This is a genomic window from Streptomyces spinoverrucosus (assembly GCF_006539505.1).
Lineage (GTDB): Bacteria > Actinomycetota > Actinomycetes > Streptomycetales > Streptomycetaceae > Streptomyces > Streptomyces spinoverrucosus.
Genome location: NZ_BJND01000005.1, coordinates 223,156 through 235,558, shown reverse-complemented (window position 1 = coordinate 235,558; position 12,403 = coordinate 223,156). Strand labels below are relative to the sequence as shown.

Genomic DNA, 12,403 nt, shown 5'->3' with positions numbered 1-12,403 from the left:
GGGGGAAAGAGGGGTTCAGAGAACGCGCAGGATCCAGCCCCAACGGTGGGTGCCGGTCGGGACGAGGTACGCCGGTGAGGTGTCGGGCCCGCAGGAGGCGGTGCCCAGGCCGCGGTGGGCGGCGTCGATGTGCACGACGCAGCCGGCGCGCGGGACGAGTTCGTCGTGGTGGGCGGCCGCGGCGAGGTCCGCGGCACGGTAACGGGTGACGGAGATCTGGCTGGGCCGCCCCAGCTCCACCGCGAGACCGGTGGCGTCCGGCGCGGACAGCGTGAAGTGCCGTACGCCGTGCCGACCACCGCTCTCCTGCGGCCGCAGATACGGAGTGAACAGCTCGTCGACGGGGAGCGCGTGATGTCCGACGGGAGCGCCCGCACTGCGGTCCGGGTACGACTCCCAGGGACCCGGCCCGAACCACTCCAGCAGGTTCAGCCCGGCCACCGTCTCGAACACCGACCCCACCCGGGCCACGTCGTTCAGCGTCTCGGGCAGCTGAGCCGACTCCTCGACGCGGATGCCGCCCTCGACGGCCGTGAACACCTGCTCGTGCCGGACCACCCCGGCGTCACAGACGTACTCGGCGAGCACGCCGACACTCGCGCCCGCCCGGCGTACGGCGACCAGCTTGCGGACGGGCGCGTCGAGCCCCCACTCCCGCCAGCGGTCCGCCATGCCGCCCAGCTCGTCGTTGTCGGTGGGCGCCCGCCACAGCGACAGCGTGGGAGCGGCGATCAGCAGCGGGTGGACCAGCAGTCCGTCCGCGTCGACCTCGACGGTGCGGTCGGCCACCGGGAGGGTCCGCTGCACGGGAGTCGCCCGGAGCCGCACCTGCGGCAGGCACACGACCGTGCCGCGCGGCGCCCACGGCTCGTCCCGCGCGGTCATCACCTTCAGCGTCAGCCAGGCCTCACCCCCGCCCTCCGGCAGCTCGAACGGCAACGGCACCGCCGCCGTCTCACCCGGCCGCAGCTCGGGCAGCTCGGCCGGGGCGGTCAGCGTCCGGCCGTCCGCGAGCGACAGCTGCCACTCGGCGGTCAGCCAGTCCAGGCCCCGGAAGTGCTGGTGGTTGGCGATGACCGGCCCCTCGTGCCGGAGGCACTCCAGCCGCACCGGCGCCGCGATCTCCCGGTGCTCGTACAGCACCGGCTTGGGCGTCCGGTCCGGAAAGACCACACCGTCCGCGATGAAGGCGCCGTCGTGGGGCACCTCGCCGAAGTCGCCGCCGTACGCCCAGCGGTGGCCGGGCCCGGCGACGCCTCGCTCGTACAGCCCGGCGCCCGCGCGCCCGGCCGGTCTTCCGTCACTCACGCGCTGGAGAATGCCGTGGTCCCAGAACTCCCAGATGAAGCCACCCTGAAGACCCGGGGTGGCCTCGATGGCGGCCCAGTGGTCGGCCAGCGTGCCATTGCTGTTGCCCATGGCGTGCGAGTACTCGCACTGGATGAGCGGCTTCGTCTGCTTCCCCGACAGTGCGTGCGCAACGCACTCCTCGATCGGCGCGTACATCGGGCAGGCGATGTCGGAGGCCACCTCCGGATCCGCCCAGCCCCGCTTGGCCGCGCCCTCGTACTGCACCGGCCGCGTCGGATCGTGCCGCCGCACCCAGCCCGCCGCCGCGTCATGGTTCGCCCCGTAGTCCGACTCGTTGCCCAGCGACCAGATGATGACCGACGGGTGGTTCTTGTCGCGGAGCACCATGCGGGAGACCCGGTCCACGAAGGCGTTCAGATAGCGCGGGTCGTCGGCGATCTCGTGGGCGTGGTCGTGCGACTCGATGTCCGCCTCGTCGACGACGTAGAAGCCGAGCTCGTCGGCGAGGTCGTACAACGCGGGATCATTGGGGTAGTGGGCGGTGCGGATCGCGTTGAAGCCGAACCGCTTCAGCAGCACGAGGTCCGCGCGCATGTCGTCGTACGACACCGTGCGCCCGGTCAGCGGATGGAAGTCGTGCCGGTTCACGCCCCGGATGAACACCCGCTCGCCGTTGATCAGCAGATCCCGGCCGACGATCTCGACGTCACGGAAGCCGACGCGGTGGTACGAGGTGTCGGCGACCGTTCCGTCGGGGCGGTGCAGCCGGACGGTCAGGCCGTACAGCTCCGGTGTCTCGGCGGTCCAGGCGCGCACATCGGGGACTCTTGCCAGCAGCCGCGCCTCGCCCAGGAACTCGGACACCCGCTCGTCCTCGGCGTTGGCCCGGTCGAACTCCGTGTCCTGCGCGAGGAGCTGCCCGTCGAGGTCGCCGGTGACATACCAGCCCTCGGGGAGCGGGCCTCGTACCTGGCAATCAACGCGCAGCTCACCGCTGCGCCGCGCCTGCACGGTCACGTCCGCCAGATGCAGCGGGTCCGTGGCGTACAGCAGCACCGACCGGGTGATCCCGCCGTGCCACCACTGGTCCTGGTCCTCGATGTGCGAGGCGTCCGACCACTTCACGACGGTCAGCCGTACGACGGCCCGCGCACCGGCGCGCACCACATCCGTCAGATCGAACTCGGCCGCCAGATGCGAGTCCTTGGAGATCCCCACCGGCCGCCCGTCCACCTGCACGAGCAGCACGCTCTCGGCCGCCCCCACCTGGAGCACGATGCGCCGCCCGGCCCACTCGCCCGGCACGTCCACCGCACGCTCGTACACCCCGGTGGGGTTGGCGGCGGGCACGTGGGGCGGGAACTCGGGGAACGGCATCTGGACATTCGTGTACTGCGGGGGGTCGTCGGTGTCCTGGAGGGTCCAGGCGCCGGGGACGTACGACGATCCCCACTCGTCGGTCGCAGCCGCCTCCGGCGACGGCAGGAGCTGGAAGCGCCACTCGCCGTCCAGACAGACGGCCTGGTGACGCCGGTCCACGGCACACATCGGCAGCCGCCCCCAGGAGGTCACCTCGGGTGCCTCCCAGGGGCGGAGCCAGGCAAAGGGCGCGGTCATCCGCGGACGGCCCCCTTGGCGAGGTCGCCGATGATCTGCCGGGCGCCGATCGCGAAGACGATCAGGAGCGGGACGAGGGCGAGCAGGGCGCCGGTCATCACCATGCCGTAGTCGGTGGTGCCGTGGTTGCCGTTGAGCTGGGAGAGGGCGACCTGGAGGGTCACGTTGTCGGGGTTGGTGAGGGCGATCAGGGGCCAGGCGTAGTCGTTCCACTGGGCCATGAACGTGAAGATGCCCAGGAAGGCCAGTCCGGGCCGGACCACGGGGAGCGCCACGTGCCAGTACTGGCGCAGGAATCCGGCGCCGTCCAGCTTGGCGGCGTCCAGCAGCTCGTCGTGGATCGCGCCCTTCATGTACTGGCGCATCCAGAAGATGCCGAAGGCGTTGGCCGCCGCCGGGACGATCAGGGCGGTCATCGAGCCGATCCAGCCGAGCTTCGCCATGATCACGAACTGGGGGATGGCTGCCAGCTGCGCCGGCACCATGAAGATGGCCATCAGCAGCGCGAACAGCAGCTTGCGGCCCGGGAACTCGAACTTCGCGAAGACGAACGCCGCCAGCGAGTCGAAGAACAGCACCAGCACCGTCACCGAGACGGCGACAAGGAGCGAGTTGAGCATCGACCCGAAGAAGTCGATGTTGTCGAAGAGATGGCGGACGTTCTCGAAGAAGTGCGAGCCGGGCAGCAGCTTCGGCGGGTAGGAGAAGATCTCGGTCGACGTGTGCGTCGACATGATCACGGCCCAGTAGAAGGGGAAGGCCGACAGCAGCAGGCCGATGACGAGGACCGCGTGGAGGGCGATGCCCCGGCGCCGGGAGCCCTTGATGGTGGATGCCATGGTGACCGGCCTCCCTATGCTTCGCCCCGGCGCTGCACCAGGCGCCAGTTGATGATCGAGAAGAGGACGACGACCAGGAAGATGCCCCACGCGACGGCGGCGCCGTAACCGAAGTCGTTGTTGTCGAAGGTCTGCTGGAAGAAGTAGAGGACCATGGTCCGGCCGGCGTGGTCGGGGCCGCCCGAGAACGTCGACTCGTTCGCAGTGGTCTGGAGGAGCACCTGCGGCTCGGCGAAGCTCTGCAGTCCGGTCACCGTCGAGACGACCAGCACGAACAGCAGTACCGGCCGCATCAGCGGCAGCGTGATCCGGAAGAACGTCTGCACCGGCCCGGCGCCGTCGATGCGCGCCGCCTCGTACAGATCGCTCGGGATGGTCTGGAGCCCGGCGAGGAAGATGATCGCGTTGTAGCCGGTCCACTGCCAGGTCATCAGCGTGGCGATGGCGACCTTGATGCCCCACGGCGTGTTCAGCCACGCCACCTGGTCCAGGCCGACCGCCTGCAACAGGGCATTCATCAGGCCGAAGTTGGTGGAGAAGACCGAACCGAAGATGATCGCGATCGCGACGATGGACGTCACGTTCGGCAGGAAGTACGCGAAACGGTAGACGTTCTTGAAGCGCACCGCCGAGTTGAGCATCACGGCCGTCACCATGGCGAGGAAGATCATGGGGAACGTGGCCAGCGCCCAGATGATGATCGTGTTCCCGATCGACTGCCAGAAGTCGCTGTCGGTCAGCAGGTACTGGTACTGCGCCAGGCCCGCCCACTCCATCGAGCCCAGGCCGTCCCAGCGGTGGAAGGAGAGGTAGAGCGAGAAGCCGACCGGGATCAGCCCGAAGGCGAGGAAGAGGAGATAGAAGGGGGAGATCGCGGCGTAGAGGTGCCAGTACCTGCGGAAGCCGGTCTTCGGCCGGGCGGCGGGTGTGTCCTGAAGCACCGTCGGGGGCTTCTCCACTGCGGGGAGGGTGGTCATCAGTAGCTCACCCCCAGGTGCTCGGCGATGCGTCGGCACTTGCTCATGGCGTCACTCCAGGCTTTCTCCGGGTCCTTGCCGAGGACGCCGACGTTCTTGATCTCGTCCCGGATCGGCTGCCCGAGCGCGATGTCGTACGGGCTGTTGAAGGCGACCGGGATCTTCTCGGCGGCCGGACCGAAGACGTCCATCGTGATCTGGTCGCCGAAGAACGGGTCGGGCTCGCGCAGCTTCTTCATCTCGTACGAGGCCGGGGTGGACGGGAAGAGCCCCGCCTCGACGAAGCCCTGCGCCTGGTTGTCGGCGTTGAGCATCCAGGTGATGATCTCGAAGGCGCGCTCGGGCTCCCGGCACGCCTTGGTGATCGACAGGAACGAGCCGCCCACGTTCGAGGGGCCGCCGGGGCAGTTCGCGACCCGCCACTTGCCCTCGGTCTTCGGATACTGCAGCTTGAGGTCGCCGGCCGCCCAGGAGGCGTTCAGCTGGCTGGGCAGTTGCCCCTTCTCGGTGGCCGAGATCGAGTCGGGCGTGCCGGTCACGATGTCCGACACGATCCCGCGCCGCTTGGCCTCCACGGCCCGGTCCCAGCAGGCGCGGACATGCTCGCCGTCGCCGATGAAGTGGCGGTCCCTGTCGACGAAGCGGGTGGTGCCCTGGCCGATCGACATCTCGAAGACGCTGCCGACGTCGGTCAGGATGTACGTCCCCGGTATTCGCCTCTTGAGCTGCTCGCCCGCCGCGAAGAACTTCTCCCAGGTGTCCAGCTCCTTCGAGACGTCGTCCGGCTCGTACGGCAGCCCGGCCTTCTCGAAGACCGCCTGCTGGTAGTAGTGCACGACCGGTCCCACGTCGATCGGGAACCCGATGAGGCTGCCGTCCGGGGCGACCGCCTGCTGCCACTTCCAGTCCAGGTACTGGCTCTTGAGCTTGTCCGCGCCGAGCGTGCGCAGATCCACGAACTGGCCGGCGTTCGGCAGGTACGAGGCCATGTCCTCGCCCTTGAGCCCCGCGATGTCGGGGATGTGGGCGCGGCCGGCCATGGTGGTGATCAGCTTGGACCGGTAGTAGCCGCCGATCTGCTGGGCCTTGAGACTGACGACGTTGTCATAGCGGGCCTTGGCCTCCTTGACGACGGTGTCACTCAGACCGCCGCTCCAGTACCACAGGACCATGTTCCGGCCGGTCGAACCGGTCGGAACGGCGCAGCCGGACGTCAGGCCGCCGAGCGCCGTGGCGGCCGTACCGGCCAGGCCCGCGCGCAGCAGGCCTCTTCGTGAGAGCCGCACAGCTCCCACCGCCTTTCGGATCTGTTCGGGACTTCGCATACGAGGGGCATGTGGGGGGTCAGTGTTGCCGTGCGGGCGGGGTCACGGGGGCGTACCGCACGGGCGGGCCGACGTCCGCCGGGATGCGGTCGGCGAGGAAGCCGTACGCCCGCCTGAGCTCGGGGTCGGTCAGCGAGCGCCACCAGCGCTCGACCCCGTACCAGCCGGGGGCGGCCAGGGCCCCGCCGTGGTGCCGTACGGACAGCCCGGCGGCCACCACCGCGAACCGCAGCCGCTCCTGAAGCGGCCAGCCACCGAGCGACGCGGCGACGAAGCTCGCCGCGAAGACGTCCCCGGCGCCGGTGGCGTCCAGGACTTCGATGTCCAGGGCGGGGACCTCGGCGTACTCGCCGGTGGTCTGGTCGACGGCGACGGCGCCGTCGCCTCCCCGGGTCACCACGGCCACCGGCACCAGCTCGGAGAGGATCCCGAGGGCCGCGACCGCGCTGTCGGTACGGGTGTAGGCCATCGCCTCGGTCTCGTTGGGGAGGAAGGCGTGGCACAGGGAGAGCTGGTCCAGGAGGTCCGCGGACCACTCCTGGGTGGGGTCCCAGCCCACGTCGGCGTAGATCTGCGTGCCGTTCGCGGCGGCCTTGGCGAGCCACGCGCGGGGCTGGGCCTCGATGTGCACGAGGGCCGTGCGCGCCTCGGGCGGGTCGCCCATCAGCACGTCCTGCGAGTACGGGGGCTCCTGGCCGTGGGTGACGAGGGCCCGGTCGGTGCCGTGCGCGAGCGAGACGGTGACGGGGGTGGCCCAGCCGTCCGCCGTACGCGAGAGGGACAGGTCGACGCCCTCCTGGCCCGCGAGGACGTCACGGCAGTGGGCACCGTAGAAGTCGTCGCCGAAGACGGTGGCCAGGGAGGTCTTCAGGCCGAAGCGGGACGCGGCGACCGCGAGGTTGGCGATGCCGCCGGGGCCGCAGCCCATGCCGGCGGTCCAGATCTCCTCGCCCGGCGTCGGCGGCTTCCCGAGCCCCGTGAGGACGAGGTCGTAGAAGAGCAGCCCGGTCAGCAGCACCTCGGGCCGGTCGTCGTCCACGGAAGCGTCCTCTCGTCAAAAGTCTTCATTTCGGTGAGCGGAATCGTGCGCCGCCTCGCGAGTTTGGTCAATAGCGCAGCAGAAGTGAGCATAGAAATGATTGAAGATGACGAGTACTGTTCACGACGTGCTGGCAGAACGACGACACCAACTCATCCTGCGGGCCCTGCGCTCCGGCGGCCCCGCGGCCGTGACCGATCTCTCCGAGCAGCTGGGCGTGAGCCCCGCCACCATCCGGCGTGACCTGGTGAAACTCGAAGAGGACGGCCTGCTCACGCGTGTGCACGGCGGCGCCGTGGTCGACGAGGGCGACCAGCCCTTCGCCGAGGTCGCGGAGGTGCGGGTGCCCGAGAAGGACGCCATAGCGGTGTGCGCGGCCGCGATGATCGAGGACGGTCAGTCGGTGCTCCTCGACATCGGCACCACCGCCTTCCGGCTGGCCCGCCAGCTGCACGGCCGCCGCCTCACGGTGATCACCAGCAACCTCGTGGTGTACGAGGAACTCGCCGACGACGAGGGCATCGAGCTGGTGCTGCTCGGCGGCATGGTCCGCCGCGAGTACCGCTCCCTGGTCGGCTTCCTCACCGAGGACAACCTGCGCCAGCTGCACGCCGACTGGCTCTTCCTCGGCACCAGCGGGGTGCGGCCGGGCGGGCAGGTGATGGACACGACCGTCGTCGAGGTACCGGTCAAGCGGGCCATGATCAAGGCCGGTGACAAGGTCGTCCTGCTCGCGGACGCGGCGAAGTTCCCGGGTACGGGCATGGCGAAGGTCTGCGGTCCCGAGGACCTGGACGTGGTGGTGACGAACGCGCCGGTGAACGCGGCGACGCGGTCCTCCCTGGAGGAGGCGGGCGTCGAGGTGGTCGTGGCGGGAAAGGTGCAAGCGTGAAGCTGACGATTCTGGGCGGCGGCGGATTCCGGGTGCCGCTCGTGTACGGGGCGCTCCTCGGGGACCATGCCGAGGGCCGGGTGACGCATGTCGTGCTGCATGATCTGGACGCCGGTCGTCTGAACGCGGTCACCCGTGTCCTGGCCGAACAGGCCGCCGGTGTCCCCGACGCGCCCGAGGTCACCGCCACCACCGACCTCGACGAGGCCCTGCGCGGCGCCGACTTCGTGTTCTCCGCGATCCGGGTCGGCGGCCTTCAGGGACGCGCCGACGACGAGCGGGTGGCGCTCGCGGAGGGTGTCCTGGGCCAGGAGACGGTCGGCGCGGGCGGCATCGCCTACGGTCTGCGGACCGTGCCGGTCGCGGTCGACATCGCCCGGCGTGTGGCCCGGCTCGCCCCCGACGCCTGGGTCATCAACTTCACCAACCCGGCCGGACTGGTCACCGAGGCCATGTCCCGCCACCTCGGCGACCGCGTCATCGGCATCTGCGACTCGCCGGTGGGCCTCGGCCGCCGTATCGCCCGCGTGCTCGGCGTGAAGAACCCGGGCGAGGCGTGGATCGACTACGTCGGCCTCAACCACCTCGGCTGGGTGCGCGGCCTGCGCGTGGCCGGACGCGACGAACTCCCGCGCCTGCTCGCGGACCCCGACCTGCTCGGCTCCTTCGAGGAGGGCAAGCTCTTCGGCGTCGACTGGCTGCAGTCGCTGGGCGCGATCCCCAACGAGTACCTGCACTACTACTACTTCAATCGGGAAGCCGTCCGCGCCTACCAGCAGGCCGAGCAGACCCGCGGCGCCTTCCTGCGCGACCAGCAGGCCCGTTTCTACGAGGAGATGCGCAACCCGGACGCCGCCGCGCTCCGGGCCTGGGACACCACCCGCGCCGAGCGCGAGGCCACGTACATGGCGGAGAACCGTCAGACGGCGGGCGCCGGTGAGCGCGACGCCGACGACCTGTCCGGCGGCTACGAGAAGGTGGCGCTGGCGCTGATGCGGGCCATCGCGCGGGACGAGCGCACGACGCTGATCCTCAACGTGCGCAACCGCAGCACGCTGTCGGTGCTCGACTCCGAGGCGGTGATCGAGGTCCCGTGCCTGGTCGACGCCAACGGCGCGCACCCCGTCGCCGTGAGCCCGCTGCCGAACCACGCGACCGGCCTGGTCTGCGCGGTGAAGGCGGTCGAACGTGAGGTGCTGTCGGCGGCGGAGTCCGGATCCCGGCGCACCGCCGTGAAGGCCTTCGCACTGCACCCGCTGGTTGACTCGGTCAACGTGGCCCGACGGCTCGTCGACGGTTACACGGCCGTCCACCCCGGCCTTTCGTACCTCAAGTAGCGCCCCGAGGAGAGCAGTTCCATGCACGACGAACGCCGCCGGATCGAGGAGCGCGTCGAGCGCGTCCACAACCAGCGCATCAAGCCCGCGATCTACGCGGCCACCGTCCCCCTCACCGTCGAGTCCTGGCAGGCACCGGGCGAGCCGGTCCCGTTCGCCGAGGCCGCAGCCGCAACGTACGAGCCCTTCGCCATGAACACCCCCTGGGGCCCGCCCTGGGGCACCACCTGGTTCCGCATGCGCGGCCAGGTCCCCACCGACTGGGCGGGCCGCCGCGTCGAGGCGGTCATCGACCTCGGTTTCGTCGGCGACTGGCCCGGCAACCAGGCCGAGGCCCTGGTCCACCTCGCGGACGGCACCCCGCTGAAGGCGGTCAACCCGCAGAACCAGTACGTGCCGATCGCGCACCCCGCCGCGGGCGGGGAGCCGGTCGACTATCTGGTCGAGGCGGCGTCGAACCCCGACATCCTGGCCAACGACTTCGCGGCGCCGACTCCCCTCGGCGACGTGCTCACCGCCGGGGACCAGCCCCTCTACACCTTCCGACGCGCCGATCTCGCGATCCTCGACGAGGAGGTCTGGCACCTCTCCCTCGACGTGCAGGTGCTGCGCGAACTGATGCTGGAGCTGGGCGAACACGACCCGCGCCGCCACGAGATCATGCACGCGCTGGACCGCGCGATGGACGCCCTGGACCTCGACGACATCTCGGGAACGGCGGCCGACGCCCGAGCGGTCCTCGCCCCCGTCCTGTCCAAGCCCGCGCACGCCAGCGCGCACACCCTCTCCGCCGTGGGTCACGCACACATCGACTCCGCCTGGCTGTGGCCGGTCCGCGAGACCAAGCGCAAGACCTCCCGCACCTTCTCCAACGTCACCGCGCTCGCCGAGGAGTACGAGGAGTTCGTCTTCGCCTGCTCACAGGCCCAGCAGTACGAGTGGGTGCGTGACAACTACCCGCAGGTGTGGGACCGGATCAAGAAGGCCGTCGCCGACGGCAGCTGGGCGCCGGTCGGCGGCATGTGGGTGGAGGCCGACGGCAATCTGCCCGGCGGTGAGGCCATGGCCCGCCAGCTGATCCACGGCAAGCGCTTCTTCATGGAGCACTTCGGCATCGAGACCAAGGGCGTGTGGCTGCCCGACTCCTTCGGCTACACCGCCGCCTACCCGCAGCTCGCCAAGCTCGCCGGCAACGAGTGGTTCCTCACCCAGAAGATCTCCTGGAACCAGACCAACAAGTTCCCGCACCACACCTTCTGGTGGGAGGGCATCGACGGCACCCGGATCTTCACCCACTTCCCGCCCGTCGACACCTACAACGCCGAGTTCTCCGGCAAGGAGATGGCCCACGCCGTCCGCAACTACCAGGACAAGGGCCGCGGTACGACATCCCTGGCGCCCTTCGGCCACGGCGACGGTGGCGGCGGTCCCACCCGCGAGATGCTGGAGCGCGCCCGGCGCCTGGCCGACCTGGAGGGCTCGGCGAAGGTCCGCATCGAACACCCGGACGCCTTCTTCGCCGCCGCCCGCGCCGAGTACCCGGACGCCCCGGTCTGGGTCGGCGAGCTCTACCTGGAGCTGCACCGCGCCACGTACACCACCCAGGCCCGCACCAAGCAGGGCAACCGGCGCAGCGAACACCGGTTGCGCGAGGCGGAGTTGTGGGCGACGACAGCGGCCCTGCACGCGCCGGGCTACTCCTACCCGTACGAGCGGCTCGACCGCCTGTGGAAGACGGTCCTGCTCCACCAGTTCCACGACATCCTGCCGGGCTCGTCGATCGCGTGGGTGCACCGGGAGGCGGAGGCGGAGTACGCGCGGGTGGCTGAGGAACTGGAGGCGCTGACGCGGGAGGCGTTGGCGGCGCTGGGGACGGGCGAGGCACGGGCCTTCAACACCAGCCCGTTCGACCGGCACGAGGTGGTCCGGAGTGCCGACGGCGAGGCCACCGTCGTGCAGGTCCCGGCGGGCGGCAGCGCGCCCCTGGACAACACCCCGACCCCCGACAGGGTGATCGTCACCGACCGCACCCTCGACAACGGCCTGGTCCGCGTGACCGTCGGAGACGACGGCACCCTCGCCTCCGTCTACGACCTCCGAGCGAACCGCGAGGTCCTCGCGGGCCCCGGCAACCTGCTCCGCCTCCACACGGACCTGCCCAACTACTGGGACGCCTGGGACATCGACAAGCACTACAGGAACCGCTACACCGACCTGCTGGACGCCGACTCCATCACCGTCGTGGAGCGTGACCCGCTGCTCGGCGCCCTGAAGGTCGAGCGTTCCTTCGGCCGGGGCTCGAAGATCACCCAGACGATCACCCTCCGCTCCGGCAGCCCCCGCATCGACATCGAGACCGAGATCGACTGGCACGAGGCCGAGAAGATCCTCAAGGCGGCCTTCCCCGTGGACCTCCGCGCACCCCACTCCTCCGCCGAGATCCAGTTCGGCCACGTCCAGCGCCCCACGCACACCAACACCAGCTGGGAGTCGGCCCGCTTCGAGGTCTCCGGCCACCGCTGGGTGCACATCGCCGAACCCGGCTACGGCGTCGCCGTCCTCAACGACTCGACCTACGGCCACGACGTCACCCGCACGGTCCGCGAGGACGGCGGTACGACCACCACCGTCGCCCTCAGCCTCGTCCGCGCCCCACGTGTCCCCGACCCCGAGGCCGACCAGGGCCGCCACCGCTTCACCTACGCCCTGCTGCCCGGAGCGACCGTCGAGGACGCGATCGCCGAGGGGTACGCCCTCAACCTCCCGCTGCGCGTGGCGGATTCCGCGGGCGCCCCGGAGCCCGTGCTCTCCGTGGACGGCGAGGGCGTCACCGTCGAGGCCGTGAAGCTCGCCGACGACCGCTCCGGTGACGTCGTCGTACGCCTCTACGAGTCCCGCGGCGGCCGCGCCACCGGCGTCCTGCGCACCGGCTTCCCCCTCGCAGGCGCCCAGGTGACGGACCTGCTGGAACGGCCGCTCCAGGACACGGAAATCAACGGTGACGGCGGCATCCCTGTCTCACTGCGGCCCTTTGAGATCCTGACCCTTCGACTGACCCGGAGCTAG

General features: G+C 70.3%; 8 protein-coding genes. 3 read left to right on the top strand and 5 right to left on the bottom strand.

Going from position 1 to position 12,403, the window contains the following annotated elements; all coding sequences use genetic code 11:
• Window positions 1-15: 15 nt before the first annotated feature.
• From SSP24_RS04000 to SSP24_RS03980, 5 genes are read right to left on the bottom strand one after another with little or no spacing between them, the layout of a single operon-like run.
• Window positions 16-2,928, bottom strand: a complete 2,913-nt coding sequence (locus SSP24_RS04000) for a glycoside hydrolase family 2 TIM barrel-domain containing protein (protein WP_141307337.1) — start codon at window positions 2,926-2,928, stop codon at window positions 16-18.
• The gene (locus SSP24_RS03995) at window positions 2,925-3,767 is read right to left on the bottom strand and encodes a carbohydrate ABC transporter permease (protein WP_141307336.1); all 843 of its coding nucleotides are present in this window, start codon (window positions 3,765-3,767) and stop codon (window positions 2,925-2,927) included. The genes SSP24_RS04000 and SSP24_RS03995 overlap by 4 nt, the downstream gene beginning before the upstream one ends.
• Window positions 3,768-3,781: 14 nt before the next feature.
• Window positions 3,782-4,744, bottom strand: coding sequence for a carbohydrate ABC transporter permease (locus SSP24_RS03990; protein WP_141307335.1), 963 nt, complete (start codon window positions 4,742-4,744; stop codon window positions 3,782-3,784).
• Window positions 4,744-6,030 (bottom strand): extracellular solute-binding protein, encoded by a 1,287-nt coding sequence (locus tag SSP24_RS03985; RefSeq protein WP_141307334.1) that lies wholly within the window; start codon window positions 6,028-6,030, stop codon window positions 4,744-4,746. Before SSP24_RS03985 ends, SSP24_RS03990 begins: the two co-directional genes overlap by 1 nt.
• Window positions 6,031-6,088: 58 nt before the next feature.
• Window positions 6,089-7,108 (bottom strand): carbohydrate kinase family protein, encoded by a 1,020-nt coding sequence (locus tag SSP24_RS03980; protein WP_141307333.1) that lies wholly within the window; start codon window positions 7,106-7,108, stop codon window positions 6,089-6,091.
• 127 nt (window positions 7,109-7,235) lie between these two features.
• Here SSP24_RS03980 and SSP24_RS03975 point away from each other — a divergent pair, with 127 nt between their 5' ends.
• Genes SSP24_RS03975 through SSP24_RS03965 form a run of 3 tightly spaced genes read left to right on the top strand, consistent with a single transcriptional unit; the run spans window position 7,236 to window position 12,403 of the window.
• The gene (locus SSP24_RS03975) at window positions 7,236-8,000 is read left to right on the top strand and encodes a DeoR/GlpR family DNA-binding transcription regulator (protein WP_141307387.1); all 765 of its coding nucleotides are present in this window, start codon (window positions 7,236-7,238) and stop codon (window positions 7,998-8,000) included.
• Window positions 7,997-9,337, top strand: coding sequence for a 6-phospho-beta-glucosidase (locus SSP24_RS03970; RefSeq protein WP_141307332.1), 1,341 nt, complete (start codon window positions 7,997-7,999; stop codon window positions 9,335-9,337). The genes SSP24_RS03975 and SSP24_RS03970 overlap by 4 nt, the downstream gene beginning before the upstream one ends.
• Before the next feature lie 21 nt (window positions 9,338-9,358).
• Entirely contained in the window at window positions 9,359-12,403 is a 3,045-nt protein-coding gene (locus SSP24_RS03965; RefSeq protein ID WP_141307331.1) for an alpha-mannosidase, read from the top strand.

Bases quoted from the DNA above. Each gene is read 5' to 3' on its own strand.
- SSP24_RS04000 (WP_141307337.1), bottom strand. From the start codon at position 2,928: ATGACCGCGCCCTTTGCCTGGCTCCGCCCCTGGGAGGCACCCGAGGTG.
- SSP24_RS03995 (WP_141307336.1), bottom strand. From the start codon at position 3,767: ATGGCATCCACCATCAAGGGCTCCCGGCGCCGGGGCATCGCCCTCCAC.
- SSP24_RS03990 (WP_141307335.1), bottom strand. From the start codon at position 4,744: ATGACCACCCTCCCCGCAGTGGAGAAGCCCCCGACGGTGCTTCAGGAC.
- SSP24_RS03965 (WP_141307331.1), top strand. From the start codon at position 9,359: ATGCACGACGAACGCCGCCGGATCGAGGAGCGCGTCGAGCGCGTCCAC.